Genomic DNA, 18,680 nt, shown 5'->3' on the forward strand with positions numbered 1-18,680 from the left:
GGAACCCAGTGTCGCCTGAAGTCATCGCGAGTCGATGATAGCCATTTCAAAAAGACGATCCCGCGCCACCAAAAGTCCACGTCATCGTGCCTTCGGCAACGAGACATGCCCGACGGTGTAGACTTGCGTCGTCTCCGTCATCATCGCCGGCAACCGCGGCCAAAGAGCGAATCTCGCCGACTGCCATCCCGTCGGATCGAACGCGGCGATGGCGGCCAGCGCGCCGGCCTCGATCAGCGATCCGGTCTCCGCGATGGCGTCATCCCGTTGCGCGGCCAAATCCGAATAAGTCGCAATTGGGCCGATCTCGCGGGTCGCATATGTGGCGGCTTGCAGATCCGCCGTGAGTTCCGCATGCCGGATCAGCCATGTCCGCACCGACGGCCAACCGAAATCGCGCGACACCGCCGCGAAGCCAGGACCGGACAGGAAGTTGCCGATCCCTTCCGGCTCATCCCACAGATAGAATGGCGCATAGAGGTTTTCCGCGCTGGCGAAGCCGGTGTCCCGCTTTCTTGCGGCAAGATAAGCTTTGAAACGCAGCTGCGGAAAACCGTCGAGCAGCGGCCCCCTCTCGCGGATGCGGCGGTCGATGACCGCCATATCGTAGTCGGCCGGCAGGACGAAACTGTATTGCATGGCGATCATCGCGGCGGACCTCCCTGTTCGACCTCTTCCATCCAATGAACGGCAGTCCCGAGCCTGACCGGCTGGACGCTGACATAGCTGAACGGGCTGGACGGCGCCGCGCCATGCCAGTGGCGTTCGCCAGGGGCGAACCAGACGGAATCCCCGGCACGCAGCGCGACCGGATCATCTCCATCACGTTGAACGACGCCGACCCCATCGAGCACGAACAGAAGCTGCCCACCGGGATGACTATGCCAACGGGTCACCACCCCCGGCGGGACGAAGGCGCGCATCGCCGTCATCTCGCCGTCCGTCCGGCTGGTCAGCAGCATCTGGACGAGAAAGGACCCGCTGGAAATTCCATCGGGGGCGGCGGCGATGCCCTCGCCGGCACGCCGGATGGCCATGACCGGCGGACAGGCCGGTTGCATCGCGAAGGAACCGGTCATCGCGAACCATCCTCCGCCGCCACGCCCGCGGCCGACAGGCCGGAAGCGAAGGACCAGTCCTCGAAGCTCGAGTTGGCGATGGCGACCATGACATCCTCGGGCCGAACGCCCGGCGACGCCGCGAGAGCCTCGACCAGACGGCGATAGAAGCGGGCCTTGGTTTCCGCTGATCGCGCCTTTCCGGTGGTGATGTGGAAGAAGATGTAATCATCCGAACGCGGGCCGCCGCGATAGGTCCGATCAAAGATCAATTCCTCCGGCCGATGCTGGTGGATCGCGACGAAGCGATCCTTTTCCGGCACGTCGAAACACTCCACCAGCGCATGGTCGAGACCATCGGCAACAGCGGCGAGATAGGCGGGGGATTTTCCCGCGAGCAAGGAAATCCGGGTGAAGGGCATGGCCTGCCGCTCCTGTGAAAGCGATTGACAGGCACAGTATGGAACCACAAGATCATCCTGATAATCAGATTATTTGGCAGAAATAATCCTGTTTTTCAGGACTAAAGCGATGCGCCTGACCAACCTCGATATGGATGCGCTCCGCAGTTTCGTCGCTGGCATCGATGCCGGATCCTTCGCCCAGGCCGCCGACCGGCTTGGACGCTCGACATCGGCGGTCAGCGCCCAGCTCAAGAAGCTGGAGGACCAGACCGGAACAGCACTGGTGCGCAAATCGGGACGCGGTTTGGCGCTGACCGATGGCGGTGAGGTGCTGCTGTCCTACGCCAGGCGCCTGCTGACCCTCAATGACGAGGCGATGAGCGCCGTTCGCGGGGTGGAGTTGGAGGGGTGGATCCGTCTCGGCATCCAGGAGGATTTCGGCGAAACCATGCTGCCACAGGTGCTCGGCCGCTTCGCCCGCGCCCATTCCAAGGTCCGGATCGAAGGGCGGATCGCCCGAAACAGCGAGCTGACGGAAAAGATCGCCTCCGGCCGTCTCGATCTGGCTCTGGCCTGGGACGACGGCACCGCCGCGGCCGCCGAACGGATCGCCTCCTTGCCATTGTGCTGGTTGGGCACGGTGGCGGAGGAGCCGATCTGGCGGGCCGATGGCACGGAGCCCTTGCCGCTGGCGGCATTGGAGGCTCCATGCCTGCTGCGAACCATCGCTTGCGACCATCTCGACCGGCAGGGGATCGCTTGGCGCATCGCCTTCGTCAGCCCAAGCCTGGGTGGGCTCTGGGCGGCGACGGCGGCCGGTCTCGGCATCGCCCTGCGCACCCCGGTGGGTCGGCCGCCGGCGGTGCGCGTGCTCGATCCCGTGACCCGCGGCCTGCCGCAACTCCCGTCGCTCGGCCTGAGACTTCTCCGGTCCGGCAAGAGGCCGAATCCGGTCGCCGATCACCTCGCGGCGATCATCCGGCAGTCATTGCGCGAAACCTTGCCGATGGACTGGATGCCACGGCCGGAAACCGTCGACTGATGCCGGAGAACGAAGCGCCCGAACCATCGGGAGGCCATCGGGAGGCCATCGGGAGTCCGGCTCAGAGCGGCAGCGGATCTCCCGGCGTCACGCGCGGAAAGCGCAGCGTGAAGGTGGTTCCTGCCCCGGACGCGCTGTCCAGCCGCAGGCGGCCGCGCAGCTTGCGGGTGACCAGGGTGTAGACGATGTTCAGCCCCAGCCCGCTGCCGCCCCGGTCGCGGCTGGTGGTGAAGAAGGGCTCGAAGACCTTGCCGTGCAAATCCGCCGGAATGCCGCGCCCGTCGTCCCTGTAGACCAGTTCGACCTCGTTCCCATCCACCGCGACGGTGATCGTCAGCCGGCCGCGACCGCCGGGCTCATAACCATGCAGAAGGGAGTTGATGACGAAATTGGTCAGGATCTGGCCGAAGGCCCCGGGGTAGCTGTCGAGCATCAGGTCATCCGGGCAATCGACCGCGACCGTATGCCCGCTGCGCCGGATCCGCATGCCCAGGCTGCGCAGGATCTCCTGGATATACTGGTTCAGGTCGAAAATCCGGCGTTCCTCGCTGGCCTGGTCGACCGCGATCTGCTTGAAGCTCTGGATCAGGCGGGTGGCGCGCTCGACGTTCAGCAGCATCAGCTGGGTCGCCTCGTCGGCGATGTCGATGAAATCGGCGAAATCACCACGCCGCAGGGCGCCGGCCTCGAACAGCTGACGCAGGGCGCGGGTCTTTTCCGCCAACAGTGAGGCGCCGGTCAGGGCGATGCCGACCGGCGTGTTGATCTCATGGGTCACGCCGGCCACCAGCGATCCCAGCGCCGCCATCTTCTCGGCCTGGATCAGCTGGACCTGCGTCTCCTTCAGCTCCTGCAGGGCGCGCTCGGCCTCCTCCTTGGCGGCGCGCACCGCCTCGGCCGCGCGCACGCTTTCGCTGACATCGGTATGGGATCCGACGATGCGGAGGGTCTGGTCGTCGGTGCCGGCCACGGCGAGCGCGCGGGTCTCCAGAAAGACGGTCTCACCCGACCGGTGGCGGAAACGCTGCAACAGCCGGCTTTCGGAGCGCCGGCCGGTCGCCAGATCCTCCACCTGTTCCAGGGCTGCGGCGAGATCCCGCGGGTCGATCAACTCCTCCCAGCGGCGGCGGCAGTTGTCCATCTCCGCTTCGGAATACCCCAGCAGGCCCCACCATTGCGGGGAGAACCACACCTCGCCGGTGCGCAGATCCCATTGCGAGATGCCCTCCCGCGCGGCCCGGATCGCCAGTTCGAGCAGTTCCCGGCTGGAGGCCAGCTCCCGCTCCGCCAGCTTGCGCCGGGTGATGTCGGTGTAGGTGGTGACGAACCCGCCATCGGGCAGCGGCAGGGTCACCGTCTCGATCACCAGCCCGTCGGGCCGGACCCGCTCGTTGTAGAAGGGCCAGGAGGCCTTGCGGATATAGTCCAGCCGCTGCGCCACCAGATCATCCACGTCGCCGCGGCCATAGCCGCCCTGCTCGGCGATGTGACGGACAACCACCTCGTAGGGCTGGGCATAACGCGGGAACCGGGGGTCGATGTAAAGCAGTTCCAGCACGCGCCTGTTCCAGGCGACCAGCCGCAGATCCTGGTCGAAGGCCATCACCCCCTGGCTCAGGCAGTCGAGCACCGAACTGGTCTTCTCCCAGGGGCCGCGCTCCGCCGCGCCGGCATCGATCGCCGTCAGCAGCCATTCGCCCGGCCCGCCGGCGCCCAGCGCCAAGGTGACGGCGCCGCCGTCGGGAAGCGTCGGCATCATCGGGGTTCCACGACGCAGGTCGGCCAGAGCGGACGCGCCGAGAAGCCCACCGAACAACCCCTCCAGTGTCGAATCGTCCCGCACCGCGAACCGGTTCGCGAAGGCGGCATTGGCCCATACCAGACGTTCGTCGGCGTCAAAGCGGGCGAACCCGGTCTCCCCCATGCCCGTGCCTACTCCCTCCACTGAGCCCGCGGCCGATCATGTGATCGAAGCGCCTGCGCGGAGCCCTCGACGCACAACCGGACGACAAAATTCCGGCATCCGAACGCGTCATATGGCCCCTCGCCGCATTCTTGTCTCTCGGCAGTTGAGGGGCAAGCGGCATTGCGCAGCCTCTCCCACCGTTTTGCGACCGCCGATCCCTTGTTTTGGGCGAGAGTGAAGCCTAATCCTGCGCCTGTCCAGCGGTGCGATGTCTCAAACCGTTATCGAGGAAAGGATTTGCGCAATGGCGGATGTCGCGGCCTATGGCGGCCTGTTCCTGGTGGCCCTGGTCGCTGCGACGATTTTTCCCGCCCAGTCCGAACTCCTGCTCGCCGGGCTGCATGCCTCCGGCAACTATCATGACGCCTTGCTGATTCTGGTGGCGACGACCGGCAATGTCGCCGGCTCCACCATCAATTGGGCGCTCGGCCGCTACCTGATGCGTTTCCGGGACCGCCGATGGTTTCCCGCCTCGCCAAGGCTGGTGGAGCGGGCGACCGGCTGGTACCGCCGCTTCGGCATCTGGTCGCTGCTGCTGGCCTGGGTACCGGTGATCGGCGATCCGCTGACGCTGGTGGCGGGCATCCTGCGCGTCGACCTGCGCCTGTTCCTGCTGCTCGTCACCATCGGCAAGCCGGGACGGTACGCTGCGCTGATTATCATGATATAAGACAGTACGGTACGAATATTGTAAGTAATACCTTTATTATTGAACAATAATCAGCTTGTGGATCTGGCTGCGGCCACAGTATTAACGGACCCTGGAATGCGGACCCCTCGAACCGGTGAAAAGCCTTGGGGCCAACAAGGCTTTCTCAGAATATCGACGCTGTTTGACCGAGGTCAAACGCGCCGTGCTGGTGGTCGACTATGCTCCGCGCCAACGTGGAACCGGTAATCAGGCGCATCGACATGCCAGACGGAAGCATCGTGCAGCAGGGCCCCGCCCAACCCGCCAAGGTTCCGCTGTACGAAAATCACAAGAAGATTCATCCCAAGGCGGTCAAGGGTGTCTATCGCCGCCTGAAGACGATCACCTTCTCCGTTCTGCTGGCGCTGTTCTTCATCGCCCCCTGGATCCGGTGGGAACGTGGTCCCGACGCCCCGGCGCAGGCGGTGCTGTTCGATCTAACCGCGCCGCGCTTCTTTCTGTTCTGGATCGAGATCTGGCCGCAGGAGATCTACTATTTCACCGGCATCCTGATCGTCGCGGCGCTGGGCCTGTTCCTGGCGACGGCGTTGGCGGGCCGCGTCTGGTGCGGCTTCGCCTGCCCGCACACGGTATGGACCGACCTGTTCGTCTGGATCGAACGCGCCTTCGAAGGCGACCGGGCGGAGCGCGTCCGCATGGACATGCAGCCCTGGACGATGCGGAAATTCCTGCGCAAGGCCGGCAAGCACGCGGGCTGGCTGGCGCTGAGCCTCGTCACCGGCTTCGGCTTCCTCGCCTATTTCAGCGACGCGCCGGCTCTGCTGCGCGATCTTCTGACCTTCCAGGCCAGCTACGAGGCGGTGTCCTTCTTCGCCATCTTCGCCGGCATGACCTATGTGATGGCCGGCTGGACCCGCGAGCAGATGTGCATGTACATGTGCCCGTGGCCGCGTATCCAGAGCGCCATGCTGGACGAGCATTCGCTGGTCGTCACCTATCAGGCCGACCGCGGCGACAACCGCGGTCCGAAGCGCAAGTCGCAGAGCTGGGACGAGCGGCGCGCCCAGGGCTTCGGCGACTGCATCGATTGCGGCCAGTGCGTCCAGGTCTGCCCGATCGGCATCGACGTCCGCACCGGCGAGCAGGCCGACTGCATCAATTGCGGGCTGTGCGTCGACGCCTGTGACGGCATCATGATCCAGCAGGGCCTGCCGACCCGCCTGATCGCCTTCGATTCGCTGGCCGCCCAGGATACGCGGGCCTCCGGCAAGACCTATCAATGGCGCTTGGCCCGTCCGCGCGTGATCGTCTATGCCCTGCTGATGCTGGTCATCGGCGGCGCCATGGCCTGGAGCTTCGCGCTGCGCCCCAGCCTGAGCATCACCGTGCTGCGCGACCGCGCGCCGCTGTTCGTCACCCTGTCGGACGGCTCGATCCGCAACGCCTACACCTTCAAGGTCGCCAACAAGACCCGCCAGACCCGTTCCTACACCCTCAGCGTCGCCGGCCTGCCCGCCGCCGACATCAAGGTGATCGGCGAGGCGGAGGAGGAGACCGCCGCCCACACCGCCACCCTCTCGGCCGAGCCCGACAGCGTCGCCACCTACCGCGTCTATGTGACGGCGCCGCGCGCGACGGTGACCGCCGCTTCCCTGCCGCTGACCTTCCAACTGTCCGACACCGGCACCGCCGAGAAGAACAGCCGCGACAGCGTCTTCATGGGTCCGGCGAACTGATCGTCCATTCCTCCCCGGCAGGAGCACGAAAGGCGGTGGCCGACAGATCGGCCTACCGCCTTTCGCGTTGGCGCGCAAAGGGAGGGCACCCGCATGGACAGTTTGCACAGGCCGGACGGCCGCTCACCTGACTCCCTGAACGATGGCCGGGCACGGGAAACCCTGAACCCGGCGAACGGGAGCGAGGTGAGGGACCCATGCTTTTCGATTTCGAGCCATCGGGCATCAACGACACCTACCTGCGCCTGACACGGTGCGGACTGTCCTGCGTCGTCGCACCGGCCGGGGCCTGGAACGGGCTTCTGCGGGTCAACTACATCGTCGCCAGCGCTCCCGGTGCCGCGGAGCCGCATATGGTCTTCCGCTGCCTCGATGTCGGCTGGGACGATGGCCGCTTCTGCTGGAAGGGTCGCGCGGCACCGGTAATGACCAGTTCCGCCATGGTCGACATTCTTCAAGATCGCGGGCTGGTGACCGAGACGGAGGCGGAGCGGCTGCTGTTCGGCATCAACACGCCGGCGGCCGGCGCGACCTCGGACGAGACGCTGATGATCCGCGCGCTGCTCGCCGGCTGCAGCGTCACCCCGGTCTATGACCAGCGCCCTCTCGATTCCGAACCGCCCGTCGTTGTCGGATTCGCCCTGCGTACCTTGTCCGATCCCGACGCTTATCTGCTGGACGCCCGCAACGGGGTACCCGTGCTCGACGGCGAGGCGCGGGACGCGCTGCGGCGCTTGGTGGGCGTTCTGTTGTGATTGCGTCATCCTTTGGTCGAAGACGGCGGCCGGATGACGGCAAACCCTGCCCAACGACATAGGGATTAGACGTTCGGGCGATAGAAACTGTCACAGTGCCGCGACATTCTTATTGCAATTGCACACAGGACCACCGCTGACGCCGACCCCGCCCCTTCGCGCGAGAGAGACCGACCAGCCATGACCGCCAGATTGTCCCATCGCTGCACCGCCCTGATCGACCGTGCCCGCGCGGCATGGCTCAGCAAGCCGCTGGTCCGCAAGCTGGCGGCGCGGAGGTCGACCGGGCGTGTGCGCGGCCGGCGCCGGATCACGATGGAACTGCTGGATCTGGAACTCTACCGCATCGACATCGGCGGCTGAGAACACCGTCTGCTGACAGCGGGACGCCGGAGCGCAAGGCCGCGCTCAGGCCGGCTTGGTTCCCTCCCCGTCCGTCAGCAGCCGGCGGATGGCGTTCACCAGCGGCTTCATGTGGAAGGTCGAGTTCGGCGAAACGGCAACGGTGCCGCCGGCCGCCTCCACCGCTTCCGCGACCACCGGACCGACCGCGGCGATGCGCGTTCTGGCCAAGCCCTGGCGGAAGGCATCACCGAGACCGTGGGCTTCCGCCACCTCCCGCAGGCGCCGCACCTGGGGCGAGGCGGTGAAGGCGACGAAGTCGATGCGTCCGTCCGCCATGTCGCGGATCGCCGTCTGGACGGCGCCGGTCTCCGAATCATTGGCGTAGCGGTAGGGCGTGACCGCCACCGGATCGCCGCCGCGCGCCCGCACCGCCTCCAGCAGGCCGTCGTTCGGGTTGTCGGGATAAAGCTGGACGCCGACGCGGCGGCCGACCAGTTCCTCCTCCGCCAACATGGCGATGACGCCGTCGCTGGTCGGGGCCGGGGCGGATTTGTAAGGGGCGCAACCAATCTCGCGCAGGGCCTTCACCGGCTTCGGGCCACGGACGAACACCCGCGCGCGGCCGATGGCGGCGATCACCTCGGCCTCCCGCCCCATGGCGCGGGCGGCGGCCATCAGGCGTCGCAGCCCTTCTCCGGTCAGCAGCACGATGTCGTCGAAGCCCTCGGCCAGCAGCCGCTCCAGCCAGGCCCGCGCCGGAGCCGGATCATCGAGGTCGAGGATCTTCACCATCGGACAGCGGATCGTCTCGGCCCCATGCTGTTCCATCATGCCGGCGAACAGGTCGAGATCCCGGCTTTCCGGCACCAGAATCCGCTTTCCCGCCAGATCGCCGCTTTGCCCGGCCATGGTTGCGCTCCCGTGATCGCGTATGTGGTGCGGGTAAGACTAGCAGCAGGGGACGGGCGCGGTCACGCGGGGATGGGCGGCAGCCGTACCCACATGCCGGCGAACGGACTTGACAAGCGCGGCGCACGGGCTTCCCCATCGCGCGGCCCTTTCATGGCGGCGCTTAACGACCCCGGAACGACCCGATGCTCCTGTCCCCGCTCCCGACTGTTTTCCTCTTCACGGTGGCGGTCTGCGTATCCTGGGCCATCCTGCGCCTCATCGCACCGCGGCTGCGCCCGCAACCCGGCTCCGACGCCCGCTATGCCGGCATCGACGGATTGCGCGGATTGCTGGCCTTCGCCGTGTTCATCCATCATGGCGTCATCACCTGGCAGTATCTGCACACGGGCGTTTGGGCGCTGCCGCCGTCCCGGCTCCACACCCATCTGGGACAGAGCGGCGTCGCGCTGTTCTTCATGGTCACGGCCTTCCTGTTCTGGGACAAGCTGCTGAAAGCGGGGCCGGGAATGGACTGGACCGGCTTTCTGTCGTCCCGCTTCCACCGCCTCTATCCGGTCTATGCGGTCGCCGTCCTCCTGACCATGATCCTGGCATTGGCGGCGACGGGATTCGAATTCAGGACGGGGCCGCTCGACCTGCTGCGCCGGCTGATCGGCTGGGCCACCTTCAAGGCGCCGCCGATCAACGGCCTGGAGAATGCCGGGCAGATCGTCGCCTACGCCACCTGGTCCCTGCCCTATGAGCTGCTTTTCTATGCCGCACTGCCGGCGCTGGCCCTTCTGGTCTCGCCCGTCCGGCGGCTGCGGCCGGCGCTCGTGTCGCTCGTCCTCACGCTGGCGCTGCTGCTCTATTTCCGCAATTTCAGCCTCAACGTGCTGCAATGCTTCCTGGGTGGCATCGCCGCCGCCTACGCGATCCGCCAGCCCCGGTTCGTCCGCTTCGCGCGCTCGGACCGCGGCCTCGTCCTGGCTCTCGCCGCCCTGCTGGCGACCGTGGCCGGCTTCCCCGGCGCCTATGCGCCGGGGCCCGTGCTCGGGCTCGGCCTGTTCTTCGCGATCGTCGCGGCGGGGCAGGATTTCCGCGGCACCCTGACCAGACAGCCCGTCCTCTGGCTGGGAGAGATCAGCTACGGAGTCTATCTGCTGCACGGCATCGTGCTGTGGACGCTGATCACCGCCAACGGTCCGCTGCGCGCCCTGATCGGAGCGGACGAGTCCCTCTATCTCCTGGCTCTCACGGTGGCGGGCGTCCTGGTCGTCGCCCTCGCCAGCCTCGTCCATCTGACGGTCGAGCGGCCGGCGATCCGGTTCGGCAAACGGAGCCGCGACCCGCGTCAAGCCAGGCGCGTTCCGGCCTGACGCAAATCCCCTTCAGGCCACCTTATTCACGCCTTCTGGCCACGCCGGCAGTGCAGCAGGCTGAACAGACCGAAGGGCGGCAGGGTGCGGATGGTCTCCACCGCCAGACGGGACCCGGTCATCATCGTCTCCAAGGTGAAGTCGGGACGCCAGCCGAGCTTCTTCGACAAGGGCGACAGCCATCCCTCCACCGCGCGGCGGATGCCCGGCCGTGGTGCGGCGAAATGATTGACGATGACGATGTCGCCGCCGGGTTTGCAAACGCGCTCCAACTCCGCCATCGTGCCCTGGGGGTCGGGAACCACCGTCATCACATACATCGCGACCACCACGTCGAAGCTGTCGTCGGCGAAGGCCAGCTTGCCGGCATCCATCTCCAGCAACCCCTCGACATGGTCGAGCCTCTCGCGCTCGACCCGCGCGTGCGCGACCTTCAGCATATCGGTGGACAGGTCGATGCCGACGACGCGATTGTCCTTGCGATAGTCCGACAGCGACAGGCCGGTACCGACGCCGACCTCCAGGATGCGCAGGCCACCGCGGCGGTTCAGCCACTCCACCGCCGCGTGCCGTCCGGAGGCGAGGAGCACTCCGAACACCCGGTCGTAGAATCCGGCATAGCGGCGATAAGCGGCGCGAATGGAGTCGACATCCATGATCCTGTCCTCCCTTTTTTGGTCCGTTTCCGGCAGATTCCGCAAGGTCATGCCAAAGCCGGCGGCGGCGCACCATACCCGGCTTTCACGCGTCATGAAAGTGACGCAAACAACAAAAGCCGGTCAATGTCGCGGCAAGGACCAAAATTCATTTGGCGTAGCGGCTGTATTGATTTGAACACCCGCCTTCCCATTATTTTTAATTGAACGTTCATTCAAAAGAAATTCATCCATTCATCACTCCGCCATCCCGCCGGAAAAGGCGCTGGACAGTATCGCCGTCACGGTTCCATAGACAGGCCATGGCCGAACCCGTTCCATCCCGTCCACCACGCCGCCGCAGGCTGGCGATCATCGTCGCGGCTTTGGCCGCGATGACGGCGCTGGCCTGCTGGGGCGCCTATCGCTGGGCCGAGGCCGAGGCGCGAGCGGCCCTGATCCTGAACGGCGACCAGCGGCTGGGGCTTTACGCCAGCAGCATCCGCAACGCCGTCGGCCGCTACGACTATCTGCCCTTCCTGGTGGCGCGCGACCATGAGATCCTCGATCTGCTGGCCTCTCCGTCGGAATCGCGCCGCGACACCGCGAACCGGCGGCTTGAGACGGCGAACGCGGCGGCGGGGTCGGCGGCGCTCTATGTGGTGGACCGGTCGGGGCTGGCGCTGGCGTCCAGCAACTGGGCCGATCCGGTGCAGAGCTTCGTCGGCCAGCGCTATGATTTCCGGCCCTATTTCCGTCAGGCGGTGGAAAGCGGCAGTGGCCGCTATTTCGGCATCGGCGTCACCACCGGCCTGCCCGGCTTCTTCCTGTCGCATGCGGTGCGTCAGGGACCCGCGCTGATCGGCGTCGCCGTGGTCAAGATCGATCTGGAACCGGTGCAGCGCGATTGGGCAGCCGGCGGCGAGCGGGTGCTGGTGACCGATGAGAACGGCATCGTCTTCCTGTCGAGCCATGCCGACTGGAAATACCGGGCGCTGCGCCCGCTGGCCGATGCGGTGAAGGCACGGCTGGCGCAGACCCGCCAGTATGACCGCAGCGAGCTGATCCCGCTCGGCCTGCATGACGGCCCGCAGATGGGGAACGGCGCGCGGCTGGTCAGCCTTCCCCTGTCCGCCGCCGGCACCGGCCCGGTCCGCCGCGCCTATCTGATGCAGGAGCTGGAGTTGCCGGAATTCGGCTGGACCATCCGCTTCCTGTCAGATTTGGAACCGGTGGAGGCCCAGGCCAACGGGGCGGCGGCGCTGGCCGCCATGGGCGTCCTGCTGCTGGCGGCGGCGGCGGCGCTGGGCTGGCAGCGGCGCCAGACCCTTCAGCTCCAGCGGGGCCTCCAGCGGGAGGCGCGGGTGATGCTGGAACGCCGGGTGGAGGAGCGCACGGCCGAACTGCTGACCGCTAACCGCGTCCTGCGCGAGGCGCAGGAGGAGCTGGTGCAGGCCGGCAAGCTGGCGGCGCTCGGCCAGATGTCGGCGGCGCTGGCGCATGAGATCAACCAGCCGCTGGCCGCCATCCGCACCTTCGTCGCCTCGACCCGGCTGCTGGCCGAGCGGGGGGAGACGGCGATGGTCCGCGACAATCTCGCCATGATCGGCGATCTGGCGGAGCGGATGGCGCAGTTGTCCGGCCATCTGAAGGAGTTCGCCCGCAAGGGGCCGGCGCGGGTCGAGGCGGTGGCGGTCGACCGCGCCATGGACCGCGCGCTGGTCCTGCTCGCCCCCCGCCTGCGCGAGGAGGAGGTGCGGGTGGAGCGGGACATCCCGGCCGACGCCCGCGTGCGCGGCGATTCGGTGCGGCTGGAACAGGTCTTCGTCAATCTGCTGCGCAACGCCGCCGACGCCATGGCCGGCTGCGACGAGCGGCGTCTGACCCTGACCGCCGCCCGCAACGCCGAGGGCTGGGAGATCCGCATCGGCGACAGCGGCACCGGCATCGCCGAGGCGCACCAGTTCCAGCTGTTCGACCCCTTCTTCACCACCAAGGAGGTCGGGCAGGGGCTTGGCCTGGGGCTGTCGCTGTCCTATGGCATCGTGCGGGATTTCGGCGGCACCCTGCGGGCGGAGAACAATCCCGGCGGCGGCGCCTGCTTCGTCATCCAGCTGCCGCAAGCGCAATGAGGGGCAGATGAAGACCGATCCACTTGCCACACCCGTGCTGTTCATCGACGACGAGCTGGCGATGCGCGTGTCGGTGACGCAATGGCTGCAACTGGCCGGCTTCGCGGCGGAAGGCTTCGAGACGCCGCAGCCGGCGCTGGATCGGCTGTCGCCCGATTTCCCCGGCCTGCTGGTCAGCGACCTGCGGATGCCGCGGATGGACGGCATGGCGGTGCTGGAGCGGGCGCTGGCCCGTGACGCCGACCTGCCGGTGATCCTGGTGACCGGCCATGGCGACGTGGCGCTGGCGGTGGAGGCGATGCGGCGCGGCGCCTACGACTTCATCGAGAAGCCCTTCGAACCCGACCATCTGGTCGCCGTGCTGCGCCGCGCCGCCGAGAAGCGGCGTCTGGTGCTGGAGAACCGGGGCCTGCGCCGGCGCGCGGCCGGCGGCGGGATCGAGACGCGGCTGATCGGCACCTCCCCCGCCATCGCAGAGCTGCGGCGCGAGCTGATCGGGCTTGCCGCCACCAGCGCCAGCGTGCTGATCCATGGCGAGACCGGCACCGGCAAGGAGCTGGTCGCCCGCTGCCTGCATGATTTCGGCCCCAGGGGCGACAAGGGCGCCTTCGTCGCCGTCAATTGCGGCGCCATTCCCGACAGCATGGCGGAAAGCGAGCTGTTCGGCCACGAGCCGGGGGCCTTCACCGGCGCCACCCAGCGCCGCGCCGGCAAGCTGGAACATGCCAGCGGCGGCACCCTGCTGCTCGACGAGATCGAGAGCATGCCGATGGCCATCCAGATCAAGCTGCTGCGGGCCCTGCAGGAACGGACCATCGAACGGCTGGGCTCCAACAAGCAGGTTCCGGTCGACCTGCGGCTGGTGGCGGCGACCAAGACCGATCTGCTCGACCTCAGCGAGACGGGACGCTTCCGCGCCGACCTCTATTACCGCCTGAACGTGGCGGAGCTGCACATCCCGCCGCTGCGGGCGCGGGCGGAGGACATTCCGCTGCTGTTCGACTATTTCGCCGCCGACTTCGCCACCCGCCACGACCGCGATCCGCGCCCGCTGGAGCCGGCCGACCTCGACGCCCTGCTGGCCCATGACTGGCCCGGCAATGTGCGGGAGCTGCGCAATCTGGCCGAACGCCACGTCCTGTCGGTCGGGCGCGGCGGCATCGCCGGCCTGCTGCGCCGCCGTCCCGTCGGCGGCGACGCGGTGGCGGCCCCCCGCGCGCTCGCCGATCAGGTCGACGCCTTCGAGAAGCGGGCGATCGAACAGGCGCTGGAACGCTGCAAGGGCGACATCAAGGCGGTGATGGAGCTGCTGGACATCCCGCGCCGCACCCTGAACGAGAAGATGGCCCGCCACGGGCTGGACCGCATGCGCTTCCTGCCGCGGAGCTGAGCCCCGCTGCCGTCGGGCCGGTCATCTCCCCCGTCCGCTTCGCGCCCGCCCGTCGGCGCGGGCCGCGAAATCCGTCGGCGGGAAGCACCGGCCGCCGCGCCTTGTCATGTGAAGTCCCCGCCATGGATCGGTGCCGGCGCAGCAGACGGGACAACCCTGACAACGCCGGACACCAGCCCGAACACAATCACGCCACCAGCGGAAAATTATCTCAAATATTCGAGTTCCCGGACTGAAGCGGGGAGGCAATACCCCGATGCGACACCTTAGCGCGGCCCTCCAGCAAGGATTTCGTTCAATATCCGAGCAACGTTTACCTGCATGACACCCTGCACGACAAGGCGACTGCGATACGCCGAAAGGTGGTGGTCAAATGGCCAAATCTTCTCTTTCCATCCGCGCCAAGCTTCTGATCCTGGTGGCGACGGCCAGTCTCGCCTGCATGGCGATCGCCGGCGCCGGCCTTTATCTCAGCTATAACCGGATGTACCAGGACCGCGTGGAGTCCCTGCGCTTCATGGTCGAGGCAGGGCACAGCCTGGCGGCCCGATTCGAAGGCGAGGTCACGGCGGGCCGCCTGTCGCGTGACGAGGCGCAGGCCCGCTTCAAGGACGCCTTCATGGCCATCCGCTACAGCGGGGAGGAGTATCTGTTCTCCCACACCTATGACAGCATCGGCTTCGCCCATGCCAACAAGGCGCTGATGGGCAAGGACGTGTCCGGCATCAAGGACGCGGCGGGGGTGCCGGTCATCCCGGCGCTGATCGCCATCGCCCGGACCAAGGGCGAGGGCACCTACGCCTATGACTGGCCGCGCACCGTCGGCGGCACCGAGACCGCGGTCAAGCTCGCCTATGTCAAGGGGTTCGAGCCCTGGCGGATCTTCATCGGCACCGGCGTCTTCATCGACGATCTGTGGAACGAGTTCCTGTCGCAGCTGTGGACCCTGCTGGGCATCATCGCCGCGCTGGCCGGGCCGGCGATCATCCTGCTGGCGCTGGTCGGCCACAATGTCAGCGCCACCATCCGCTCGCTGGCCGACCGGATGCGGACGATGGCGGACGGCGATCTGACGGTCGACTTCCCCGAAACCAGCCGGGGCGACGAGCTGGGCGACATGAGCCGCGCCACCCAGGTGTTCAAGGAGAACGCCCTGGCCAAGCGGCGGCTGGAGGCCGAACAGGCCGATCTGGCCCGCCGCGCCGAGGCGGACAAGCAGCGCGCCATGGCCGATCTGGCCGACCGGTTCGAGCGGGCGGTGGGCGGCGTCATCCATGCGGTGGTCGAGGAAACCGCCGGCATGGAGAGCCGCGCCAACGCCGTGACCCAGGCGGCGGACCAGACCGGCAGGCTGGCCAGCGATGTCGCGGTGACGACCGAACAGACCTCCGCCAATGTCCAGACCGTCGCCGCCGCGACGGAGGAGCTGTCCAGTTCCATCGGCGAGATCAGCCGGCAGGTCGGCCAGTCCTCGGAGATCGCCCGCGAGGCGGCCGGCATCGCCGAACGCGCCAACATCAAGGTCGGCGGGCTGTCCCAGGCGGTGCAGCGCATCGGCGCGGTGGTCGAGCTGATCAACTCCATCGCCAGCCAGACCAACCTGCTGGCGCTGAACGCCACCATCGAGGCGGCGCGCGCCGGGGATGCCGGAAAGGGCTTCGCCGTCGTCGCGTCGGAGGTCAAGGCGCTCGCCACCCAGACGGCGAAGGCCACCGACGACATCGCCGTCCAGGTCGCCGACATCCAGTCGATGACCGGCGAGACGGTGAGCGAGTTGCAGGAGGTGGTCCGGGTCATCGGCCACATCAACGAGGTCGCCACCTCCATCGCGTCGGCCGTCGAGGAACAGGGCGCGGCGACCCGCGAAATCAGCCGCAACATCCAGCAGGCCGCCCAGGGCACCCAGACCGTCTCCGACAGCATCGGCGGCGTCAACCAGGCCGCCAGCCAGAGCGGCAAGGTCGCCTACGAGGTCCTGACCTCCGTCCGCCAGTTGTCCAGCCACACCGACGCGCTGAGTCACGAGGTCGACCGCTTCCTGAGCCAGGTCCGGGCGGGATGACATCCCGGCGAAGCCCGGCGGACCCGATATAAAGTTCGCTTTAGCTCATTGACGTTGACTTCCCCCCCGCGCCCGTGGCGAAATCGCTGGCGCGGGGGATTGTCCATAACACAAATGACTATGACCGAACGGACTCGGGTGTATGGCGTGACGGAACTGGCGGCGGAGTTCGATCTCACGCCGCAGACCTTGCGCTTTTACGAGGAGAAGGGGCTGCTGGCGCCGCAGCGGGCCGGGGGACGGGCCGGTGGGCAGCGGCTGTTCACCTACCGCGACCGCGCAAGGCTGATGCTGATCTTGAAATTCCGGCGGGTCGGCTTCTCGCTGGAACAGATCGCGGACTATCTCGCCCATTACCGCTCCGGCCAGCCCAGCGCCGACCAATACCGTGACGGGCTGCGCAAGATCCGCAGCCGCCTCGACGAACTTGAGCGGATGCGGTCGGAAATCACCGAGATCATCGACGAATTGAAGGCGATGGAGGCCGACGCCGGACGCCGGCTCGCCGCCTGCGCGGTGGACGATGCCCCGGAACCGGGAACGGCCGAACAGAAAATGCCAAAGCGGAAGAGAAACGAACCGGGAGTGAAACGATGCTGCGCGGAATGATGATGAATGGCCCCCTGCTGGTGACGGCGATCCTGCGTCACGCGGCGCTCTATCACGCCGACACCGAGATCGTGTCGCGCACGACCGAGGGGCCGATCCACCGCTACAGCTACGCCGACGCCTGGGTCCGGGCGCAGAAGCTGGCCAACGCGCTGGCGGCACTGGGAATGAGGCCGGGCGACCGCATCGGCACGCTGGCCTGGAACGGCCACCGCCATCTGGAATGCTATTACGGCATCGGCGGGTCGGGCATGGTCTGCCACACCATCAACCCGCGCCTGTTCCCCGAACAGATCGCCTACATCGTCAAGCATGCCGAAGACCGGCTGCTGTTCACCGACCTGACCTTCGTACCGTTGCTGGAGGGCATCGCCCGGGAGCTGACCGGGCTGAAGGGCATCGTCGTGATGACCGACCGGGCGAACATGCCAACCTCCAGCCTGCCCAACCTGCTGTGCTACGAGGATCTGCTGGCCGAACAGCCCGACGGTTTCGACTGGCCGGAGCTCGACGAGAACACCGCCTGCGGCATGTGCTACACCTCCGGCACCACCGGCAACCCGAAGGGCGTGCTCTACAGCCACCGCTCCTCCTATCTGCACGCCATGGCCGCCTGCATGCCCGACGTGTTCGGCCTGTCGGCCTCGGACGTGGTGCTGCCGGTGGTGCCGATGTTCCACGTCAATGCCTGGGGCATTCCCTATGCGGCACCGATGGTCGGCGCCAAGCTGGTCCTCCCCGGCGGCAAGCTGGACGGCGCCAGCCTGTACGAGCTGTTCGAGGCCGAGAAGGTCACCAACAGCGCCGGTGTGCCGACCGTCTGGCTGGCGCTGCTGAATTGGCTCGACGCCAACAGGAGGAAACTCACCACCATGCGCCGCATCGCCATCGGCGGCTCGGCCTGTCCGCCGGTGATGATCCAGCGTTTCAGCGAGATGGGGGTGGAGATCCTGCATGCCTGGGGCATGACCGAGACCAGCCCGCTGGCGCTCGCCAACCGCCCCAAGGCCAAGCATCGCGGCCTGGACGCCGAGGCGTCGGTGGCGCTGGCGGCCAAGCAGGGCCGGCCGATCTGCGGCGTCGAATTCCGCGTGGTCGACGGTTCCGGCGCCGACGTGCCGCGCGACGGCGTCAGCTTCGGCCGGCTGCTGGTGCGCGGCGCCACCGTCTGCTCGGGCTATTTCGGCGTGGTGGACAGCCCGTCGCACCAGATGCTTCCCGGCTGGTTCGAGACGGGGGACGTGGTGACGATGGACGCCGACGGCTATGTCCAGGTCGTCGACCGCACCAAGGACGTCATCAAGTCGGGCGGCGAATGGATCAGCTCCATCGATCTGGAGAACATCGCCGTCGGCCATCCCGGCATCCAGGAGGCCGCCGCCGTCGCCGTGCCCGACGACAAGTGGGGCGAACGCCCGGTGCTGGTCGTCGTCCGCAAGCCGGATTCCAGCGTGACCCGCGAGGAGCTGCTGGCGGTGTTTGAAGGCAAGGTGGCGAAATGGTGCATCCCCGACGATGTCCGCTTCGTCGAAAGCCTGCCCCATACCGCCACCGGCAAGCTGTTGAAGAGCGAAATCCGCCACATGGTCACCAGTCCGGCCGGGGCGTGAGTCAAAAGAAGCGG

The 18,680-nt window shown here is 67.2% G+C and carries 18 protein-coding genes; 12 read left to right on the plus strand and 6 right to left on the minus strand.

Annotated elements, in window-relative coordinates; all coding sequences use genetic code 11:
* Positions 1 to 81 precede the first annotated feature (81 nt).
* From AZL_RS31555 to AZL_RS31565, 3 genes are read right to left on the minus strand one after another with little or no spacing between them, the layout of a single operon-like run.
* On the minus strand, positions 82 to 648 hold the full coding sequence (locus tag AZL_RS31555; protein ID WP_012978420.1) for a DUF4865 family protein: 567 nt from the start codon (positions 646 to 648) through the stop codon (positions 82 to 84).
* Positions 645 to 1,079 (minus strand): cupin domain-containing protein, encoded by a 435-nt coding sequence (locus AZL_RS31560; RefSeq protein ID WP_012978421.1) that lies wholly within the window; start codon positions 1,077 to 1,079, stop codon positions 645 to 647. The genes AZL_RS31555 and AZL_RS31560 overlap by 4 nt, the downstream gene beginning before the upstream one ends.
* Positions 1,076 to 1,480 carry a tautomerase family protein gene (locus AZL_RS31565; RefSeq protein ID WP_012978422.1) on the minus strand — a complete coding sequence of 135 codons (405 nt, stop codon included), beginning with the start codon at positions 1,478 to 1,480 and terminating at the stop codon, positions 1,076 to 1,078. Before AZL_RS31565 ends, AZL_RS31560 begins: the two co-directional genes overlap by 4 nt.
* Before the next feature lie 109 nt (positions 1,481 to 1,589).
* On the opposite strand from AZL_RS31565, the gene AZL_RS31570 reads away from it, so the two are divergent.
* The gene (locus AZL_RS31570) at positions 1,590 to 2,504 is read left to right on the plus strand and encodes a LysR substrate-binding domain-containing protein (protein ID WP_012978423.1); all 915 of its coding nucleotides are present in this window, start codon (positions 1,590 to 1,592) and stop codon (positions 2,502 to 2,504) included.
* 61 nt (positions 2,505 to 2,565) lie between these two features.
* Here AZL_RS31570 and AZL_RS31575 read toward each other — a convergent pair whose 3' ends face one another.
* A complete protein-coding gene (locus AZL_RS31575) occupies positions 2,566 to 4,428 on the minus strand; it encodes a PAS-domain containing protein (RefSeq protein ID WP_042446668.1) in 1,863 nt (620 codons plus the stop codon).
* A gap of 286 nt (positions 4,429 to 4,714) precedes the next feature.
* Here AZL_RS31575 and AZL_RS31580 point away from each other — a divergent pair, with 286 nt between their 5' ends.
* The 4 genes from AZL_RS31580 to AZL_RS31595 all read left to right on the plus strand — a co-directional run bounded on the left by AZL_RS31580 (position 4,715) and on the right by AZL_RS31595 (position 7,976).
* Positions 4,715 to 5,140, plus strand: coding sequence for a YqaA family protein (locus tag AZL_RS31580; RefSeq protein ID WP_012978425.1), 426 nt, complete (start codon positions 4,715 to 4,717; stop codon positions 5,138 to 5,140).
* Positions 5,141 to 5,382: 242 nt separating this feature from the next.
* Complete coding sequence (gene ccoG, locus AZL_RS31585; RefSeq protein WP_042446849.1) at positions 5,383 to 6,858, plus strand: cytochrome c oxidase accessory protein CcoG; 1,476 nt, start codon at positions 5,383 to 5,385, stop codon at positions 6,856 to 6,858.
* A 197-nt stretch (positions 6,859 to 7,055) separates the two neighbouring features.
* Positions 7,056 to 7,613, plus strand: a complete 558-nt coding sequence (locus AZL_RS31590; protein WP_012978427.1) for a hypothetical protein — start codon at positions 7,056 to 7,058, stop codon at positions 7,611 to 7,613.
* Positions 7,614 to 7,793: 180 nt separating this feature from the next.
* On the plus strand, positions 7,794 to 7,976 hold the full coding sequence (locus tag AZL_RS31595) for a hypothetical protein (protein ID WP_042446674.1): 183 nt from the start codon (positions 7,794 to 7,796) through the stop codon (positions 7,974 to 7,976).
* A 45-nt stretch (positions 7,977 to 8,021) separates the two neighbouring features.
* Here the strand turns inward: AZL_RS31595 and AZL_RS31600 are convergent, their stop codons facing one another.
* On the minus strand, positions 8,022 to 8,867 hold the full coding sequence (locus tag AZL_RS31600; protein WP_012978428.1) for a uroporphyrinogen-III synthase: 846 nt from the start codon (positions 8,865 to 8,867) through the stop codon (positions 8,022 to 8,024).
* A gap of 185 nt (positions 8,868 to 9,052) precedes the next feature.
* On the opposite strand from AZL_RS31600, the gene AZL_RS31605 reads away from it, so the two are divergent.
* Positions 9,053 to 10,228, plus strand: a complete 1,176-nt coding sequence (locus tag AZL_RS31605; protein ID WP_012978429.1) for an acyltransferase family protein — start codon at positions 9,053 to 9,055, stop codon at positions 10,226 to 10,228.
* Positions 10,229 to 10,254: 26 nt separating this feature from the next.
* On the opposite strand, the gene AZL_RS31610 is transcribed toward AZL_RS31605, so the two are convergent.
* Positions 10,255 to 10,884 (minus strand): class I SAM-dependent methyltransferase, encoded by a 630-nt coding sequence (locus tag AZL_RS31610; protein WP_012978430.1) that lies wholly within the window; start codon positions 10,882 to 10,884, stop codon positions 10,255 to 10,257.
* Here AZL_RS31610 and AZL_RS36070 point away from each other — a divergent pair.
* The 6 genes from AZL_RS36070 (at position 10,883) to AZL_RS31635 (ending at position 18,666) form a co-directional block, all read left to right on the plus strand.
* Positions 10,883 to 11,062, plus strand: a complete 180-nt coding sequence (locus tag AZL_RS36070) for a hypothetical protein (protein ID WP_148219788.1) — start codon at positions 10,883 to 10,885, stop codon at positions 11,060 to 11,062. The two genes, AZL_RS31610 and AZL_RS36070, sit on opposite strands and share 2 nt — an antisense overlap.
* A 124-nt stretch (positions 11,063 to 11,186) precedes the next feature.
* Positions 11,187 to 12,995 carry a sensor histidine kinase gene (locus AZL_RS31615; RefSeq protein ID WP_012978431.1) on the plus strand — a complete coding sequence of 603 codons (1,809 nt, stop codon included), beginning with the start codon at positions 11,187 to 11,189 and terminating at the stop codon, positions 12,993 to 12,995.
* A gap of 7 nt (positions 12,996 to 13,002) precedes the next feature.
* On the plus strand, positions 13,003 to 14,385 hold the full coding sequence (locus AZL_RS31620; RefSeq protein ID WP_012978432.1) for a sigma-54-dependent transcriptional regulator: 1,383 nt from the start codon (positions 13,003 to 13,005) through the stop codon (positions 14,383 to 14,385).
* 373 nt (positions 14,386 to 14,758) lie between these two features.
* Positions 14,759 to 16,447 (plus strand): methyl-accepting chemotaxis protein, encoded by a 1,689-nt coding sequence (locus AZL_RS31625; RefSeq protein WP_012978433.1) that lies wholly within the window; start codon positions 14,759 to 14,761, stop codon positions 16,445 to 16,447.
* Between the two features lie 120 nt (positions 16,448 to 16,567).
* Positions 16,568 to 17,056, plus strand: coding sequence for a MerR family transcriptional regulator (locus AZL_RS31630; RefSeq protein WP_148219789.1), 489 nt, complete (start codon positions 16,568 to 16,570; stop codon positions 17,054 to 17,056).
* A complete protein-coding gene (locus AZL_RS31635; protein ID WP_012978435.1) occupies positions 17,041 to 18,666 on the plus strand; it encodes a long-chain-fatty-acid--CoA ligase in 1,626 nt (541 codons plus the stop codon). The genes AZL_RS31630 and AZL_RS31635 overlap by 16 nt, the downstream gene beginning before the upstream one ends.
* The last annotated feature ends 14 nt before the right edge of the window (positions 18,667 to 18,680 follow it).

The organism is Azospirillum sp. B510 (assembly GCF_000010725.1).
Taxonomy (GTDB): domain Bacteria; phylum Pseudomonadota; class Alphaproteobacteria; order Azospirillales; family Azospirillaceae; genus Azospirillum; species Azospirillum lipoferum_B.

Excerpts from the sequence above, each read along its gene's own strand:
- AZL_RS36070 (WP_148219788.1), top strand. The coding sequence starts at position 10,883 with ATGATCCTGTCCTCCCTTTTTTGGTCCGTTTCCGGCAGATTCCGCAAG.
- AZL_RS31570 (WP_012978423.1), top strand. The coding sequence starts at position 1,590 with ATGCGCCTGACCAACCTCGATATGGATGCGCTCCGCAGTTTCGTCGCT.
- AZL_RS31590 (WP_012978427.1), top strand. The coding sequence starts at position 7,056 with ATGCTTTTCGATTTCGAGCCATCGGGCATCAACGACACCTACCTGCGC.
- AZL_RS31620 (WP_012978432.1), top strand. The coding sequence starts at position 13,003 with ATGAAGACCGATCCACTTGCCACACCCGTGCTGTTCATCGACGACGAG.
- AZL_RS31610 (WP_012978430.1), bottom strand. The coding sequence starts at position 10,884 with ATGGATGTCGACTCCATTCGCGCCGCTTATCGCCGCTATGCCGGATTC.
- AZL_RS31595 (WP_042446674.1), top strand. The coding sequence starts at position 7,794 with ATGACCGCCAGATTGTCCCATCGCTGCACCGCCCTGATCGACCGTGCC.
- AZL_RS31560 (WP_012978421.1), bottom strand. The coding sequence starts at position 1,079 with ATGACCGGTTCCTTCGCGATGCAACCGGCCTGTCCGCCGGTCATGGCC.
- AZL_RS31625 (WP_012978433.1), top strand. The coding sequence starts at position 14,759 with ATGGCCAAATCTTCTCTTTCCATCCGCGCCAAGCTTCTGATCCTGGTG.
- AZL_RS31635 (WP_012978435.1), top strand. The coding sequence starts at position 17,041 with ATGCTGCGCGGAATGATGATGAATGGCCCCCTGCTGGTGACGGCGATC.
- AZL_RS31580 (WP_012978425.1), top strand. The coding sequence starts at position 4,715 with ATGGCGGATGTCGCGGCCTATGGCGGCCTGTTCCTGGTGGCCCTGGTC.
- AZL_RS31575 (WP_042446668.1), bottom strand. The coding sequence starts at position 4,428 with ATGGGGGAGACCGGGTTCGCCCGCTTTGACGCCGACGAACGTCTGGTA.
- AZL_RS31555 (WP_012978420.1), bottom strand. The coding sequence starts at position 648 with ATGATCGCCATGCAATACAGTTTCGTCCTGCCGGCCGACTACGATATG.
- AZL_RS31630 (WP_148219789.1), top strand. The coding sequence starts at position 16,568 with ATGACCGAACGGACTCGGGTGTATGGCGTGACGGAACTGGCGGCGGAG.
- AZL_RS31600 (WP_012978428.1), bottom strand. The coding sequence starts at position 8,867 with ATGGCCGGGCAAAGCGGCGATCTGGCGGGAAAGCGGATTCTGGTGCCG.
- AZL_RS31565 (WP_012978422.1), bottom strand. The coding sequence starts at position 1,480 with ATGCCCTTCACCCGGATTTCCTTGCTCGCGGGAAAATCCCCCGCCTAT.
- ccoG (WP_042446849.1), top strand. The coding sequence starts at position 5,383 with ATGCCAGACGGAAGCATCGTGCAGCAGGGCCCCGCCCAACCCGCCAAG.
- AZL_RS31605 (WP_012978429.1), top strand. The coding sequence starts at position 9,053 with ATGCTCCTGTCCCCGCTCCCGACTGTTTTCCTCTTCACGGTGGCGGTC.
- AZL_RS31615 (WP_012978431.1), top strand. The coding sequence starts at position 11,187 with ATGGCCGAACCCGTTCCATCCCGTCCACCACGCCGCCGCAGGCTGGCG.